The organism is Chryseobacterium taiwanense (assembly GCF_000813825.1).
GTDB lineage: Bacteria > Bacteroidota > Bacteroidia > Flavobacteriales > Weeksellaceae > Chryseobacterium > Chryseobacterium taiwanense.
Genome location: NZ_JWTA01000010.1, coordinates 149,749 through 164,872 on the forward strand (window position 1 = coordinate 149,749; position 15,124 = coordinate 164,872).

Below are 15,124 nucleotides of genomic sequence, written 5' to 3' on the forward strand. Positions count from 1 at the left end.
TCAATTATTCTGTGACCATGCAGAGAATAAGATACTCTAGATATTTAAAGACAATAATTATTCTGCTTGACCTTTTGGTTATTGCAAGTGTATTTATATACTTTTTTATCAATAAAAATGCAGAGTTGATACATGATAAAGAAATCTGGTATGAGAACTCATTTCCTCTGCTTTTACTTATATCTTTCTGGGTTTTACTTAGTGGCAGAACTCAGATCTATAATATCCGGAGGAATATTACGTATACAACCTTTCTAGAACGCATTATCACCCATTTCATATTATTTGTTATTGGGTTGGTTCTGATAAGAAAAGTGAGTAACAATCAGTTTTTTGGTTCAGAATTATCATGGCTTTCTCTCAATCTTTTCTTTTTTATTGTTCTTACAAGATCTGTTATTTATTTCATCATTAAATATTTACGTTCTTTAGGGATCAATAATAGAAATATTATGTTTCTGAATGAGAATAGTTCAACCAAGGTTCTTAAAGATATTTTAAAAGAGAGAAAGGACTTTGGCTATAAAATTTTTGAATTTCAATCTGAAGCTCTTACTATTGAAAAACTTCAGGCTTTTTGGAAAACAAATGGAATCCACACCTTATTTTTGCCTTTAGAAACAACAATTGATAAGGTAACGGAAGATCAGATTTTCAAACTTGCAGAAGCTAATAAAGTGCATATCTCTCTGATTCCCAATATCTCACAGAACGATTGGTTTTTATATGATTTAGGATATATTCAGAATCAGCCTGTTCTGCATCAAACTACATATCCTTTAGATATTTATTCCAATTTCCTACTGAAAAGAACATTTGATATTCTTTTCTCAATAATAGTCTTGGTTGGTATTTGCTCCTGGCTTTTCCCAATCATCGCCATTTTGATTAAAGTAACATCAAAAGGACCCGTTTTTTTTGTACAAAGAAGGTACGGATTTCATGAAGAGGTCTTCAACTGTCTCAAGTTTCGCACAATGATTGTAAACGATCATTCTTCAACAAGAACTACCTCAGAAAATGATTCCAGAATTACAAAATTTGGAAAGTTTTTAAGGAAAACCAGTCTTGATGAAATGCCACAGTTTTTGAACGTTCTGAAAGGCGAAATGTCTATCGTTGGACCTCGTCCTCATATGTTGGCAGTAGACGATTATTTTAAACCAAAAATCGGAAGATACAGCTTAAGAAGTATGGTAAATCCTGGAATTACCGGACTAGCACAAGTAAATGGCTTAAGAGGAGATTCAGGAGATGTGGAAGTAGAAATGAAAAAACGTGCTTTGGCAGATGCCTATTATGTAAGGAATTGGAGTTTTGTTTTAGATTTAGTGATCATATTAAAAACTATTATCCTGGTAATCGCTGGAGATAAAAAGGCAAAATAGGATTTAATTTATGGTTTCTATTTAGTCAAATTTTAACAGTAAACTAAGCCTAAACCTTACCCATAATCTTCATCTAATTAAATAAAAAAAGTCTAATTTAGCAGAATGTTAAAAAAGTTTTTTACAGCAGTAGGAGAATACATTATCCTTCTAGGTAAATCTATCCAGAAACCTCAGAAAATGAGAGTTTTTTGGAAGCTGTTCATGCGAGAGATCAATGATTTGGGAGTCAACTCATTTGGGTTGGTAATCTTTACTTCTATATTTGTCGGAGCCGTAGTTGCGATTCAGATGTTCAATAACTTCGATGCTTCTTCATTTCCGATTCCTCCATCATTTGTAGGATATGCTACAAAAGCAGTTTTAATTTTAGAATTCGCTCCTACCATCATCAGTTTAATTTTAGCAGGAAAAGTAGGTTCATATATTGCTTCCAGTATAGGTACCATGAGAGTGTCTGAACAAATCGACGCATTGGATATTATGGGGGTAAATTCCCCTAATTTTCTGATTTTACCAAAAATTATTGCCTGTGTCATTTTCAACCCTTTATTAATTGCAATCAGTATTGTTTTCGGTATCGGTGGAGGATATATCGCAGGAATCCTTACAGGAAACTGGACAACAAATGATTACATGATTGGTATCCAAATGTATATGCCTAATCTTTTCATCTATTATGCATTTGCTAAAACGCTGGTTTTCGCTTTCATTATTGCAAGTGTACCTTCATATTTTGGATACAATGTAAAAGGAGGTTCACTGGAAGTGGGTAGAGCAAGTACACAAGCTGTAGTTTGGACGATGGTATTCATCATCATTTCCGAATTGCTATTAACCCAATTAATATTAAGCTAATGATTGAGGTAAAAAATTTAAAGAAAAGTTTTGATGAAGTTGAAGTACTTAAAGGAATTTCAACCTCTTTTGATAAAGGAAAAGTAAACTTAATTATTGGACAGAGTGGTTCTGGAAAAACTGTTTTTCTTAAAAGTTTATTGAATGTTTACCAACCTACTTCAGGAGAAATTCTATTCGACGGCAGAGACATTAACGTCATGAATAGAGAAGAAAAACTGCAACTTCGTTCAGAAATCGGAACCGTATTCCAGGGAAGTGCTTTATTTGACTCTTTAACTGTGGAAGAAAATATTATGTTTCCATTGGATATGTTTACCAATCTTACCTTTAGAGAAAAAAAGAGAAGGGTATTCGAGGTAATCGGAAGAGTACATTTGGATAAAGCAAACAGAAAGTTTCCATCCGAAATTTCCGGAGGAATGCAAAAACGTGTAGCGATTGCAAGAGCCATTGTAAACCACCCAAAATATCTTTTCTGTGACGAACCAAACTCTGGTCTTGACCCATATACTTCTAATGTAATTGATGATCTTCTGCTTGAAATTACTAAGGAATACAACACCACGACCATTATTAATACGCATGATATGAACTCGGTGATGACAATTGGCGAGAAAATTGTATATCTGAGATTAGGAATAAAAGAATGGGAAGGTAACAAGGACATCCTGATTACTGCAGGCAATAAAAATCTGATCGATTTCGTTTATTCTTCAGAACTATTTAAAGAGCTGAGAGAATATATGCTCGAAAATAATAAAACTATTGAAAATACAATCACAAAAATAGACGATAATGAAACGAATACTTAGTATCGCACTTATAGGGTTTTCTATGCTCGCTTCAGCACAGATCTCTCTTGCGGGTAAAGCTAACTTAATTTTTCCAACGGGTTCTCCTTCATGGAAAAATATAAAAGGAACGGTAAATGAAGCGATAGATGGTGAAGGTAAAAATAATGTAGGTTTCAACGTGGGTCTTTCCTTGAAAGCCAGCCTTCCTGCATCATTTTTCTTGATGCCCGAATTATATTACACCAACTTTAAAAACGAATTTACTACAGCAAATACCACTTTTGATATCAAAAACAGTCGTATAGATCTACCTGTTCTTGTAGGACATAAAGTATTGGGAGATATGTTGGGGGTTTTCGTAGGACCTGTTGCAAGCTATAATTTGAGCAAAGAAGATACCTTCAATGATTTCAAAGAAAATGCAAGAGATAATTTCACGGTAGGATACCAATTCGGAGCTCAGCTGGAAATTAAAAAGCTGATTTTAAATGCTAAATATGAAGGTGCTTTCAGCAAAGACGAAAGAAAATTCATCAGTAGCGTATCAGGAGAAGAGATAAGATATGACAACCGTCCTAATCTGTTTATGGTAGGGATTGGATACAAATTCTAGATTCATCGAAAATAACAACTATAAAAAAATCCTCAGATCATTAGATTTGAGGATTTTGATTTTGAGAATGGAACTCAGCTTCTCGTTTTGCAAGTTCAGCCGCCTGCTTTTCCAGTTCTTCTTTATCTTTTTGCAATTGTTTGAATTCTTTCTTTTTTTGTTCCGCTTTTATTGCGCTTCCTTTACTTAAATAGCCAAGGATCCCTCCAATAATTAACCCAATCCCAATCCCTCCAAGAATTCCCATGATATGAGACATTTTCAAATCATTTACGGTGAAATTGGGTGATGTTAAATAGAATAAAAGTACAGATAATGCCAAAAGTATAATTCCGGTAATAGATAAGCTTTTCATAATATTTGTGATGGTATTTAAAGGTTGATTAACTAAAAAAGTCTTATCAAATTTACTAAAATTCAATAAGACTTTATCAAGATTAAAATTCCATATTAGTTATATTTTTCCACCAGCAGCTTTATAATATTCTAAAGCTTTTGGTAAGTCTTTATTAATATCCGAAATTCTTGTTTCAGGATTCGGGTGAGTAGAAAGGAATTCTGGTTGTCTGTCTCCTGAAGAAGCCGCTTCCATCCTGTTCCAGAAAGGAATTGCCTCTCTCGGATCATATCCCGCCATTCCCATTAAATACAATCCCATTTTATCCGCCTCAGATTCTTGGTTTCTACCATATTTTAATAGAGCAACCTGAGAACCGATAGGGTAAGCTTTTTCAAAAATTCCTGCCCATTGAGCATTAGAAATTTGCCCACCTAAAATCTGTCCGCCGTATTGAGCTACCATTGCCTGAGAAATTCTTTCATTTCCGTGACCTGCTAATGCGTGAGAAACTTCATGTCCCATTACAACCGCAAGACCATTATCATTTTTAGTAACCGGTAAAATTCCGGTATATACTGCTACTTTTCCACCAGGCATACACCAAGCATTCAGCTCGTTACTCTGCAAAAGATTAAATTCCCAGTTATAGCTTGCTAAGTCAGCGCTTCTACCAATACTCGCATAATATTTTTCTGCTGCTGCTTTGATCCTGGTTCCTACATTTACCACTTTTTTTGCATCTGTCGTCCCAGTAATTACTTTAGATTTACCCAATGTTGTTTTATATTCTTGTGCAGACATGGTCATAATTTCTGAGTTATCTGCTATCTGTAGCGAAGATCTCCCCGTAATTGGGTTTGTAGTACATGCTACCGCCAACAGAGCAACTGCTCCTATTCCTAATAATTGTGTAATTTTCATAGTTTCGAGTGTTAAATAATTCAACCTTTACAATTTCTATTCCAAAAAGTTTTTAGAAGGAATATATTTGCATACATTTTGCTATTTAAATTTAATAATTATTTTGCTATCATGAAAAAGTATATTTCAATTCTCTATATGTTAGGGTTTTTGTTTATTTTCCAAAGCTGCTCTTCTCAAACAGGAATGGATACCCAAACAGTAACAGCACTTGTAAACTCTCAAGACTTTTCGTTTCATGCTGAAAGAGCAAACCCTACCAATTATGATGTCATCAATGTAATGAACTCAATGCCTAATTCTACTTCAACAAGAATTTTGAATCTTACGGATGGATATTATTCTATTGATATAAAAGGAGATAAGTTAGAGTCTGTTTTACCTTATTTCGGAAGAGTTTTTAATCCTTCATATGGAAATAATGAGAAAAACAGCTATAGATTCACCTCAAAAGATTTTACCGTGACCAAATCTCAGAACAAAAAAGGAACTTGGATTGTCCGAATTAAGCCAAAAGATGTGAGCAATGTCGATGAAATCGTTATGGAAGTCTATAAAAACGGAAAAGCATTCACTTCAATCAAAGGCAACGACAGACAGCCGATTTCTTATGATGGATACATTTCTAAAAACGAAGAAAAAACCAAGGAAAAAGAAAAACTTTAGTATAAATACGAGATAAAAATAGAATTTAAATATTCTCTGAATCACGAGACACGGATCTAGAATCCCGTAAAAACTTTTCAACAAATAATTTTGCTTCGGTACTTGGATTTGAAACCATTGCTGAAGCATTTTTTTTATGTTCAATATACGCTTCTTCAACAGAATTATTTCTCTTCATCATTCCCAAGATATATTCCTGAACCCAGTATTCAAATCGCTTTTCAGCCTGCTGAACTCTTACTTCTTCGAATCTTTGAGTTTTCTTTTTAAGATCAATAAATTCATTTATCTTTTCAAAAACCTCTCCTAATCCTTCATTATTCAAAGCGGACCCCAACAAAACCGGAATTTTCCAGTTTTTTTCTTTTGGAGGAATAAAATCCAATGCTCTTTTTAATTCTAATTTGGTATTCTTTGCTTTTTGAAGATTGTCGGCATCTACTTTATTAATGAAAATCACATCCACCATTTCCATGATCCCTCGTTTAATTCCCTGAAGCTCATCTCCTCCTCCTATAATTTTCAGGAATAAAAAAACATCGGTAATATCTGCTACCAAAACTTCAGACTGCCCTACTCCGACTGTTTCTATTAGAATATAGTCATACCCTGCAGCCTCACAGATCATCATCGTTTCAAAAGTTGTATTGGCAACACCTCCTAAAAAGCCTGAACTTGGCGAAGGGCGAATAAAGGCATTTTCTTCTTTTGCCAATTCTTCCATTCTGGTCTTATCCCCTAAAATACTTCCTTTATTGATTGCTGAACTCGGATCGATGGCAAGAACAGCCACTTTTTTACCATTTGAAATAGCTAATCTTCCAAAATTTTCTATAAAAGTTGATTTTCCGGCTCCCGGAACTCCTGTGATCCCTACTCGAATGGATTTACCGGTAAAAGGCATGACTATTTTTAATAATTCTTCTGCCTGTATTCTGTGTTCAGATTTTTTGCTTTCAACTAATGTAATAGCTTTTGCAATCAGGCGTTTATTTCCCAATCGTATTCCTTCAACAAGCTCTTCTGTAGAAAATTTCATCGATTCAAAAATAAGGATTAAACGTTGAATGGTCAATAGATAATTCGTTTTGTTTATCTATTTTTGATGAATTCTCCTTCAAATTATCCGATAAATTAAATAATTATAAAATAAGTTGTAATGAATTTATAATTTTTATTTCTTCTAAATTAAAACTACATCAGTTTTTATCAATCCAAACCGAAATTAATTACATTTGTTAGTATTCAAAGATAATAAATATGAAAAACATCATCGCTATAGCTTCATTTGCTACTATTTTACTAGTTTCTTGTACATCAAAAGCTCCTGTTGCTAAATCAGCACCCATAGCTTCCACTTCTACTCCTGAACAAATTGCTCAAGGGAAAACAATTTTCGAAAACTCTTGTGGAAGATGTCATAAATTACCTGATCCAACATCACACAGCTCTGTGCAATGGGTAGGAATTATGAATTCAATGGCTCCAAAAGCAAAATTGACAGATGAGCAACATCAGTGGGTATATGATTATGTTGTTTCTGTAAAATAATAAGTTTAAGAATTATAAAGCGACTGTTTTTCTAGACAGTCGCTTTTATTTTAAATGGATTCCTAATCCCGGTTTATCTGCTAGAATTATTTTTCCATTGTCTACCGTACTTCCTGTTGCATAATCATTAGCAATCAAATTGGCTCCGTCTAAATCTACAAAATCTACAAGTCCGGTCAACACACAGCCCGCAGAAATTCCGACACTAGATTCCGTCATGCAGCCTATCATTATTTTATAGTTCAATTCCCTAGCTTTTTTAATCATTCCTAAAGCAGGTGTTAATCCGCCACATTTCATTAATTTGATATTGATACTTTTATAATAAGGAACCAATTCTTCCAGAGAATCTATATTTTGGCAATCTTCATCTGCCATCCAATTGGCAAAACTATTTTTGCTTAATATTTTGTAATGATCAATGGGTCTCGGTTGTTCAAGGTAAGAAAATTTTTCAACCTCAGCATTTTCCTGAAGCCAACTACAATCTTCATCCGTAAAACTGGCGTTCGAATCTAAGGCAATATGATCATCTAATGACAATAGCTTTTCAACATGGCCTTTATTTAAACCTTTACATTTCACTTTGAATTTATTCCAGCCGCTTTTGTTGATTTTTTCAATCTGGTGATCAATTTCTCCCACAGAAATAGTAATCGAGCTTTCAACCAAGTTTTCAGTTGGGAGATTATTTAATTCAATAAAGCTTTTATTCTCCAATTTCCCGTACAAATCCCAATAGGCACAATCCAACGCAGACAACAGAAATGGATGTAGATTTAAATTCAACAAAAAACTGAAGAAATCTTTCGGATGAATAATACGATGAACTTCAATCTGACTTTGAATTTCTTTTAATTTTAAAATAAAACTTGATAGATTTATTTTATAATAATCGATCGCAACACATTCTCCGTACCCTTTATAATTTTGATAAGATAATTCTACGAGTAAAGCTTCTCTTTTATTATAATTCCCGTAAGCAATTGAGAATGTTTCTTTTAATTGAAGTTGTTTTATTTCAAACCGTAATTCCATTATTAAATTTACAAAAAAGGAGACTTAATTAGTCTCCTTCTTCTTTTTATTTTGCTTTTTCTTCGGCATTTTAGATTTTATAAATTTCTTACGATCTTTTACAACGTTTAGGCTGTATTCAGAAAAACAATACTTTCCTGCTTCATCTAAAAACTTGAGCGCATTGATGAAGCTACCTCTTTTCTCAGATAGTAATGATCTGTAAAACCATAAAGTTGCTTTATCAATTCCTTTAATCTTCAATGAATAGGCAATCAGTTTTTCAGCTTCAAAAAAGTCTTCGTTATCCAAAAGACATTTTATATAATATTGAGGAACATTTAAGTTTGTAATATCACATTGCATCGCTTCTTCAAAGTAGAGTTTTGCTTTTTCATAATCAGATAGCATTTCGCTATAGATTCTTCCCATCAGACATAAACTGTCTGCATCTTCCGGATCATAAGACAACGCATAATTCAACGCTTCCAAACATTCCGGAAGGCTGTACGGATAATTGTCCAAAGCCTCAAAGTAATATTTATTTTTAGTTAAGGTCATTTTTGTAGTTTTTTAATTCGTTTTTCAGTTGACTTCTTTGTTTTTTGAAAGATTTTTCCTGATAATTCTTTTTAAAATCTGTTCCTGAAAATATTCTAATCGGATTTCCCCTCTGAACATTCAAGTGATTATTCCACGTTTCCTGCATTCTTTTCTGAAGCTGGATAATATTCTGTTCCAACACTTTTTCTTTCAGCCTGAGAATTGAAAGTTTTTTATTCTCCAATTGTGAACGCGAATCCTGCACAAAAACACTTTGTCCGGTCGGAATATGAGTTGCACGAACTGCCGTATTCACTTTATTTACATTTTGTCCGCCACTTCCCTGACTCCTCGTTGTCTGAAACTGAATATCTTTTTCATTAAAATTGATGGTCTCCAATCCTTCGAGCTCAAAAACCCCAATGAACCAGTTACTTCTTTTATGGAGTTTTCGGAACGTACTTTTTCCCATCCAACAAATGCTTCCTAGCCAATTCTTTAAAAATTCATTGATATTTTTTGATTTTAAAAGAAGAGTTACAGATTTCAAAGTCAGGTTTTCATCACCATTTTCACGGTGGATGATTTCGTATTCCAATTTGTTATCTTTTGCTTCCTCAAGAAAAACCTTCAGAACTTTTGCAACCACCCATTGGCATTCTAAAGGTCCTCTCCCTGAGGTTATTTGTATTAATTTTTCCATTTTTTTACTTGATTTTGTCATTCCGACGAAGGAGGAATCTACTTTTTATCGTTAGATTCTTCACTCCGTTCAGAATGACAATGTTTTGTTTCTATCGATCCATTCTCACAATTCGTGGTTGGAAAGTTCCAAGAATATCAACCAATTCACTTTGTGCGTTCATGACTTCGTTGATGTCTTTGTATGCCATTGGAGCTTCTTCTGTATTCCCACCCATCAAAGTGACATTCTTGAGTTTTAATTCTTTTTTGATGTCATTTTGGGTAAAAAGACTTCTGCATTCTCCTCTCGAATGTGCTCTTCCGGCACCATGTGACGCTGAATTCAATGAATCAGGATTTCCTTTTCCACGAACGATGAACCCTTTTGCGGTCATCGAACCCGGAATCATTCCCAATTCGTTTTCATTTGCCGGAGTCGCTCCTTTTCTGTGAACAATCACTTCTTTTCCGTTATGGATTTCTTTCCAAGCAAAATTGTGATGATTTTCAATTCTTGCTTTTACTCTTCCTCCGACAGCTTTTACCAATCTTCTGTGAATATCGTCGTGACAAGCTGAAGCATAATCTCCTGCTAAATTCATGGCAGTCCAATACTCTAAACCAAGATGAGTACTCAAGTCCAGCCAGGCAAATTGTTGTGCCTCTTTTGGCAACGGACATTGTTCTGTTGCTACTCTTGAGTAATATTGAGCGATTTCTGCTCCCAATCCACGTGAACCGCTGTGAGAAAGAATTCCTAAGTATTTTCCTTTCGGAAGTCCGATTTGCTCATCTTCTTCCGTAATTTCCACTTCTCCGAATTCCACAAAGTGATTTCCACCACCGGAACTTCCCATCTGTTTGATGGCTTTTCCTTTTAATCTTCTCAAAATCGGAATCATATCGAACGTATCTCTGTCGAAGATTTCATGATCGATGTGAGATTTATGTGTTTCATACATTCCGAATTTTGTGTGTTCAGCAAGAGCTTTTTCGTATTTATCTCTCGCTCCGTCAAGATATGAAATCGGAGTATCCAAAATACTGAGACTCATTCTGCAGCCGATGTCCATACCTACTCCATAAGGAATCACAGCATTTTCTACCGCCAAAACTCCACCGATAGGAAGTCCGTAACCACTATGCGCATCGGGCATTAAAGCGCCCTGCGTTGAAATTGGAAGTTTCAAAGCGGTGTACAGCTGGTTTTTTGCTTCGTCTGAAATATTGTTTCCGAAAATATTAAAAGTCGCTCTGTTTGTATTGAGCATTCTTTTTTCTGTTTTCTTTGATGAAAGCAATGCTTCTGCAATTTGTCCGAAAGTCAGATCTTTTTCAAAATCTTTCGGGTTTTGCAGAATTTCCTTTAAAATAGATTTCACATGATGAATGTTTTTCGTTGCAAAATTTCTTTTCATAACTTCCAAAGCGATGTTTACACTCTGATTGCTTGGATAACCTATTTTTAATATATCTTTTCCTTTAAGTTTTAAATTTCCCATTGTTGTTGTTTTAAAATTTCAGGACATTTTCGTCCTCTAAATTTTCTGCAATCTCTGTTGCAGAGATGTTGTAATGAAAGGTTTTTAAACTTTTCATCTGATCACGTTTGTATTTATCTCTCCATTTATCAGATTTTCCATAAATCTTTTTATGAACAATCCCTTGAATTTTATACCGACCTAAATAAGAATCGAGTTCATCAATTTCTTTTTCTAAGTCTGAGTCTAAGGGTTTGTAATGAGTGATGATATTGGGTCTTACTCTTAATACAAATCTCCATGGTTCGATAAATTGGTAGTAGACGGTTGTTGATTTTCTGATCGGACAATAGTCTTCTCTTTTTAGAAAGTATTGTCTTTCTCTTTCTGTTAAGCCTAACTTTGGATTATTCCATTGATACGATGAAAGCTGAACCAATTTTTGTTCTCTTTCCACATATATTCTTCGTCCGAATTTTCTTTTTTTCTTTAAGAATTTTCGGGTTTCGGAATACATTTTTGTGTTAATCTTGTTCAGAATTCCTTCGAAGAAATCGCCGTCTTTTGAACGTTTCACGTCATCTCTTACCACAAAGAATCTTACAAAACCTCTCTGATAAGGATGATCCAAAGGAATTAATGGAATTTCTCTTCTGATTTTCCAAAGTTCTCTACTCCGTTTATACTTTTTTATGATCTGTTTTTCTACATCTTTTCTTATTATTCTTTTTCTGCTTCTCAGACTTCGCAATCTGAAAGACAGAAGGTTATCTTTTTCCATTAATTTCCAGATATTAGAGGTGAAATACAGAAGTTTTGTTTCTATAAGTCACGTTAAATCTTATTCAACTAAATATTTAGTTGATTTTGTTTTTTGTCATTTTGAGATGAGATTCTTCCTATCGTCAGAATGACAATGTGAATGCTTTTCCTAGCCCCGATTGCAGCGACATCCTTTTTTGTTGCGGCCGCAGCGAAGCGGAGGCCGTAATGAAAAAGATATAGCGGAAAGCGGGAAATAGCTCCTAAAAACTATTTGAAAAGATTCCTAAATTTTATAAAAAAAGATTTCGGGGAAACTGGTTTGAGTTTGAAATATTGCGCAATAAAAAACCCGAAATCTCTGCGACTTCGGGTTTTGATATTTCGTTATACTTTTATTCTAAGAGTGTACCAAACCACGAAGCCTCGCCTTTGCAAAAGGCAATCCTACTGTTGAAAGCTGACTGAATTTGAACATTGCTTCGTTGTTTTTTAAATGGTTAAACTTGATTTTCAGATGCAAAGATATATTATTTTTTTAATCTGCAAAATTATTTTTTGTTTCAAACTAAAAATTACACTGGGAAAAATTCTGTAAAAAAAATAAACCGCCCAAAAGAAAATGCTTTCTTTCGGGCGGTTTTTATCTATTCTGTATGTTTACCTAATCTTTTGATCCGAGAGAGTCCATTCTTCTGTCCATCCCTCTGCTATTAGGGCGATATACTCTTTCATTATCTAAGAAATACACATTGTGTCTTGCTTTAGCGATAATTCCGTTATATACATCTTCTGGCATATCTGCAATTTCGTGTTCCTCTTCTTCAGGTTTCTTTTTGTATACTTCTATAGCCCCACTTTCATTGAGAATTGTTTTTGCTTTCTGCGCATTTTCTAAAGAATCTGTATATACTACCACATCATGTTTTCCTACGCTTTCTTTACTGTAAGCAGATAACAATTCACCTCTTTTTACAAACAAAAAATCCCAAAAACCTTTTGTTTTTTCGTCTTCTTCGTAATCTTCATGAGAAGAACCCTCATGCAGTTTAGATGTTGAAAGGATAATATCAGATGAATTAAATCCTTTTCCTACTAACTCTTTTTTTACATCTTCAACGTCTACGGTTGAAGGAAATACTGAAACAACTGTATAAGACATAATAAACTTTTTATCTATACACAGCAAAAATTATACAAAATCCTGATTTAAAACCTGTTATTAATCATTATTTAATAATCCGTTCAGAATATCAACGGCACATTTAGGTAAGTTTGTACCCGGGCCAAAGATGAAATCTGCTCCGTTTGCATAAAGGAATTCATAGTCCTGCTGCGGAATTACTCCCCCAACCACAATAGTAATATCATCTGCACCTAATTTTTTCAATTCTTCTACAACTTGTGGTACTAATGTTTTGTGACCTGCTGCCAAAGACGATACGCCTAAAATATGAATATCATTTTCAACCGCCTGTTTTGCAACTTCTTCCGGAGTCTGGAATAATGGTGCAACATCGACATCAAATCCCATATCTGCAAATGCTGTTGCAACCACTTTTGCCCCTCTGTCGTGGCCATCTTGTCCCATTTTAGCCACCATTAGTCTTGGACGGCGACCTTCTTCTTCTTCAAATTCCTGAGTAAGATTCAGGGCTTTTTCGAAGTATTCGTTTTTACCTGCATTCATAGCGTAAACTCCCGAGATTGTTCTGATATTTGCTTTATATCTTCCGAAACTTTCTTCCATGGCATCACTCATTTCGCCAAGAGTCACTCTTCTGCGGGCTGCTTCGATACATAATGCCAAAAGGTTTCCTTTTCCTGTTTTTGCTGATTCTCTGATTTCATTTAAAATCTGTTCAACGGCTTCAGAATTTCTGCTTAGTTTTATTGAATCTAATCTTTCGATCTGCTTTCTACGAACTTCTGTATTGTCGATATCTAAGATTTCAATTTCGTCTTGTTTCAAGTCTGATTTGAATGAATTTACTCCAATGATAAATTCTTCACCGCTATCAATTTTCGCCTGTTTTCTTGCTGCAGCTTCTTCAATTCTCATTTTGGGAATTCCAGCTTCGATCGCTTTAGTCATTCCGCCTTCCTGCTCCACCTCATCAATGTATTTCATTGCTTCTTCGATCATTTGCTGAGTCAGAGATTCAACCAGATTACTTCCTCCCATCGGATCTACCACATCGCAGATTCCGCTTTCCTGTTGAAGGATAATTTGCGTATTTCTCGCAATTTTCGCTGAGTAATCTGTAGGAAGAGCAATAGCTTCATCCAAAGCATTCGTGTGAAGAGACTGAGTTCCTCCCAATGCTGAAGATAAGGCTTCAATGGCGGTTCTAGTAATATTATTGAAAGGTTCTTGCTCTGTTAAAGACCAACCTGAAGTCTGAGAATGGGTTCTTAAAGCTAAAGATTTTGGATTCTGAGGATTGAATTGCTTTAGTAATTCAGCCCAAATATATCTTGCCGCACGCATTTTTGCAATTTCCATGAAGTGATTCATTCCGATTGCCCAGAAGAAAGATAATCTCGGTGCGAAATCATCCACATTCATTCCTGCTTTTATTCCTGTTCTTACATATTCCAATCCATCTGCAAGCGTATAAGCCATTTCCAGCACCGGTGTAGCTCCGGCTTCCTGCATGTGATATCCTGAAATTGAGATTGAGTTGAATTTTGGGATATTCTGAGATGTATATTCAAAAATATCTGCAATGATCTTCATGGAAGGTGCAGGTGGATAAATGTATGTATTTCTCACCATGAATTCTTTCAAAATATCATTCTGAATAGTTCCTGAAAGCAATTCCTGAGAAACGCCCTGTTCTTCTGCTGCTACGATATAAAACGATAAAATCGGTAAAACGGCTCCGTTCATCGTCATGGAAACCGAAATCTGATCTAATGGAATTTCATTAAATAAAATCTTCATGTCTTCCACAGAATCGATTGCTACTCCCGCTTTTCCAACATCACCGACTACTCTTGCATGATCTGAGTCATAGCCTCTGTGTGTTGCCAAATCGAAAGCTACGGAAAGACCTTTTTGTCCTGCCGCTAAGTTTCTTCTGTAAAAAGCATTTGATTCTTCTGCTGTTGAAAACCCTGCATATTGACGAATCGTCCACGGTTTCTGAACATACATCGTAGAATACGGACCTCTTAAATAAGGGGCAATTCCCGGAGAAGTTTCTGTTAATTCTTTATTTTTAACGTCTTCTGCTTTATAGGAAGATTTTAACTGCAATCCATCTTTTTCGAATGGATAGATTTCCGATTTTTTTTCGGTTATATTAAATTGAGGAGTTTTATTTTGAACTTCTCTTCTCATACTTTCAGATTTATTACCGGCTAAAATTACGGATTTTTGAGATAATAATTTTGTGTTAATTTTTGAAGTAAAAGACAGTTTTGCGATCTCACAAAACTGCCTTTATTTTTGTCTAAACTATTAAAAACAATGTCTTTTTGAGTTTTTCATATTAGTT

16 protein-coding genes are annotated in these 15,124 nt (G+C 34.7%); 6 read left to right on the forward strand and 10 right to left on the reverse strand.

Features of this window, described 5'->3' with window-relative positions; translation table 11 throughout:
- The first annotated feature begins 17 nt into the window (after nt 1-17).
- From RM51_RS12890 to RM51_RS12905, 4 genes are all read left to right on the forward strand, one after another.
- Nucleotides 18-1,388: an exopolysaccharide biosynthesis polyprenyl glycosylphosphotransferase gene (locus RM51_RS12890; RefSeq protein WP_039370133.1), complete on the forward strand. Its 1,371-nt coding sequence runs from the start codon at nt 18-20 to the stop codon at nt 1,386-1,388.
- 105 nt (nt 1,389-1,493) lie between these two features.
- A complete protein-coding gene (locus tag RM51_RS12895) occupies nt 1,494-2,246 on the forward strand; it encodes an MlaE family ABC transporter permease (protein WP_039370137.1) in 753 nt (250 codons plus the stop codon).
- Complete coding sequence (locus RM51_RS12900) at nt 2,246-3,061, forward strand: ABC transporter ATP-binding protein (protein WP_039370140.1); 816 nt, start codon at nt 2,246-2,248, stop codon at nt 3,059-3,061. The genes RM51_RS12895 and RM51_RS12900 overlap by 1 nt, the downstream gene beginning before the upstream one ends.
- Complete coding sequence (locus RM51_RS12905; protein ID WP_039370143.1) at nt 3,045-3,656, forward strand: outer membrane beta-barrel protein; 612 nt, start codon at nt 3,045-3,047, stop codon at nt 3,654-3,656. The genes RM51_RS12900 and RM51_RS12905 overlap by 17 nt, the downstream gene beginning before the upstream one ends.
- Before the next feature lie 40 nt (nt 3,657-3,696).
- On the opposite strand, the gene RM51_RS12910 is transcribed toward RM51_RS12905, so the two are convergent.
- Together RM51_RS12910 and RM51_RS12915 are read right to left on the reverse strand one after the other, a co-directional pair.
- Nucleotides 3,697-4,011, reverse strand: coding sequence for a DUF1049 domain-containing protein (locus RM51_RS12910; RefSeq protein WP_039370145.1), 315 nt, complete (start codon nt 4,009-4,011; stop codon nt 3,697-3,699).
- A gap of 99 nt (nt 4,012-4,110) precedes the next feature.
- The gene (locus tag RM51_RS12915) at nt 4,111-4,917 is read right to left on the reverse strand and encodes a M48 family metallopeptidase (RefSeq protein ID WP_039370148.1); all 807 of its coding nucleotides are present in this window, start codon (nt 4,915-4,917) and stop codon (nt 4,111-4,113) included.
- A 111-nt stretch (nt 4,918-5,028) separates the two neighbouring features.
- Between RM51_RS12915 and RM51_RS12920 the strand changes: the two genes are divergently transcribed.
- Nucleotides 5,029-5,583: a DUF4251 domain-containing protein gene (locus tag RM51_RS12920; protein ID WP_039370151.1), complete on the forward strand. Its 555-nt coding sequence runs from the start codon at nt 5,029-5,031 to the stop codon at nt 5,581-5,583.
- A 25-nt stretch (nt 5,584-5,608) separates the two neighbouring features.
- Here the strand turns inward: RM51_RS12920 and meaB are convergent, their stop codons facing one another.
- On the reverse strand, nt 5,609-6,622 hold the full coding sequence (gene meaB / locus RM51_RS12925; protein WP_052248503.1) for a methylmalonyl Co-A mutase-associated GTPase MeaB: 1,014 nt from the start codon (nt 6,620-6,622) through the stop codon (nt 5,609-5,611).
- A 221-nt stretch (nt 6,623-6,843) separates the two neighbouring features.
- Here meaB and RM51_RS12930 point away from each other — a divergent pair, with 221 nt between their 5' ends.
- A complete protein-coding gene (locus tag RM51_RS12930) occupies nt 6,844-7,134 on the forward strand; it encodes a c-type cytochrome (protein WP_039370156.1) in 291 nt (96 codons plus the stop codon).
- 45 nt (nt 7,135-7,179) lie between these two features.
- Here RM51_RS12930 and RM51_RS12935 read toward each other — a convergent pair whose 3' ends face one another.
- The 7 genes from RM51_RS12935 to scpA form a co-directional block, all read right to left on the reverse strand.
- The gene (locus RM51_RS12935) at nt 7,180-8,172 is read right to left on the reverse strand and encodes an enolase C-terminal domain-like protein (RefSeq protein ID WP_039370160.1); all 993 of its coding nucleotides are present in this window, start codon (nt 8,170-8,172) and stop codon (nt 7,180-7,182) included.
- A gap of 24 nt (nt 8,173-8,196) precedes the next feature.
- Nucleotides 8,197-8,712, reverse strand: coding sequence for a tetratricopeptide repeat protein (locus RM51_RS12940; RefSeq protein WP_039370163.1), 516 nt, complete (start codon nt 8,710-8,712; stop codon nt 8,197-8,199).
- On the reverse strand, nt 8,699-9,397 hold the full coding sequence (gene prfH / locus RM51_RS12945) for a peptide chain release factor H (protein WP_039370341.1): 699 nt from the start codon (nt 9,395-9,397) through the stop codon (nt 8,699-8,701). Before prfH ends, RM51_RS12940 begins: the two co-directional genes overlap by 14 nt.
- Before the next feature lie 91 nt (nt 9,398-9,488).
- Nucleotides 9,489-10,880 (reverse strand): RtcB family protein, encoded by a 1,392-nt coding sequence (locus tag RM51_RS12950; RefSeq protein ID WP_039370166.1) that lies wholly within the window; start codon nt 10,878-10,880, stop codon nt 9,489-9,491.
- A 10-nt stretch (nt 10,881-10,890) separates the two neighbouring features.
- The gene (locus tag RM51_RS12955; RefSeq protein WP_039370169.1) at nt 10,891-11,640 is read right to left on the reverse strand and encodes a hypothetical protein; all 750 of its coding nucleotides are present in this window, start codon (nt 11,638-11,640) and stop codon (nt 10,891-10,893) included.
- Between the two features lie 645 nt (nt 11,641-12,285).
- On the reverse strand, nt 12,286-12,783 hold the full coding sequence (locus tag RM51_RS12960) for a hypothetical protein (RefSeq protein WP_039370171.1): 498 nt from the start codon (nt 12,781-12,783) through the stop codon (nt 12,286-12,288).
- Nucleotides 12,784-12,843: 60 nt separating this feature from the next.
- Complete coding sequence (gene scpA, locus RM51_RS12965) at nt 12,844-14,967, reverse strand: methylmalonyl-CoA mutase (RefSeq protein WP_039370173.1); 2,124 nt, start codon at nt 14,965-14,967, stop codon at nt 12,844-12,846.
- Between the last annotated feature and the right edge of the window lie 157 nt (nt 14,968-15,124).

Excerpts from the sequence above, each read along its gene's own strand:
- RM51_RS12890 (WP_039370133.1), top strand. The coding sequence starts at position 18 with ATGCAGAGAATAAGATACTCTAGATATTTAAAGACAATAATTATTCTG.
- RM51_RS12895 (WP_039370137.1), top strand. The coding sequence starts at position 1,494 with ATGTTAAAAAAGTTTTTTACAGCAGTAGGAGAATACATTATCCTTCTA.
- RM51_RS12900 (WP_039370140.1), top strand. The coding sequence starts at position 2,246 with ATGATTGAGGTAAAAAATTTAAAGAAAAGTTTTGATGAAGTTGAAGTA.
- RM51_RS12905 (WP_039370143.1), top strand. The coding sequence starts at position 3,045 with ATGAAACGAATACTTAGTATCGCACTTATAGGGTTTTCTATGCTCGCT.
- RM51_RS12910 (WP_039370145.1), bottom strand. The coding sequence starts at position 4,011 with ATGAAAAGCTTATCTATTACCGGAATTATACTTTTGGCATTATCTGTA.
- RM51_RS12915 (WP_039370148.1), bottom strand. The coding sequence starts at position 4,917 with ATGAAAATTACACAATTATTAGGAATAGGAGCAGTTGCTCTGTTGGCG.
- RM51_RS12920 (WP_039370151.1), top strand. The coding sequence starts at position 5,029 with ATGAAAAAGTATATTTCAATTCTCTATATGTTAGGGTTTTTGTTTATT.
- meaB (WP_052248503.1), bottom strand. The coding sequence starts at position 6,622 with ATGAAATTTTCTACAGAAGAGCTTGTTGAAGGAATACGATTGGGAAAT.
- RM51_RS12930 (WP_039370156.1), top strand. The coding sequence starts at position 6,844 with ATGAAAAACATCATCGCTATAGCTTCATTTGCTACTATTTTACTAGTT.
- RM51_RS12935 (WP_039370160.1), bottom strand. The coding sequence starts at position 8,172 with ATGGAATTACGGTTTGAAATAAAACAACTTCAATTAAAAGAAACATTC.
- RM51_RS12940 (WP_039370163.1), bottom strand. The coding sequence starts at position 8,712 with ATGACCTTAACTAAAAATAAATATTACTTTGAGGCTTTGGACAATTAT.
- prfH (WP_039370341.1), bottom strand. The coding sequence starts at position 9,397 with ATGGAAAAATTAATACAAATAACCTCAGGGAGAGGACCTTTAGAATGC.
- RM51_RS12950 (WP_039370166.1), bottom strand. The coding sequence starts at position 10,880 with ATGGGAAATTTAAAACTTAAAGGAAAAGATATATTAAAAATAGGTTAT.
- RM51_RS12955 (WP_039370169.1), bottom strand. The coding sequence starts at position 11,640 with ATGGAAAAAGATAACCTTCTGTCTTTCAGATTGCGAAGTCTGAGAAGC.
- RM51_RS12960 (WP_039370171.1), bottom strand. The coding sequence starts at position 12,783 with ATGTCTTATACAGTTGTTTCAGTATTTCCTTCAACCGTAGACGTTGAA.
- scpA (WP_039370173.1), bottom strand. The coding sequence starts at position 14,967 with ATGAGAAGAGAAGTTCAAAATAAAACTCCTCAATTTAATATAACCGAA.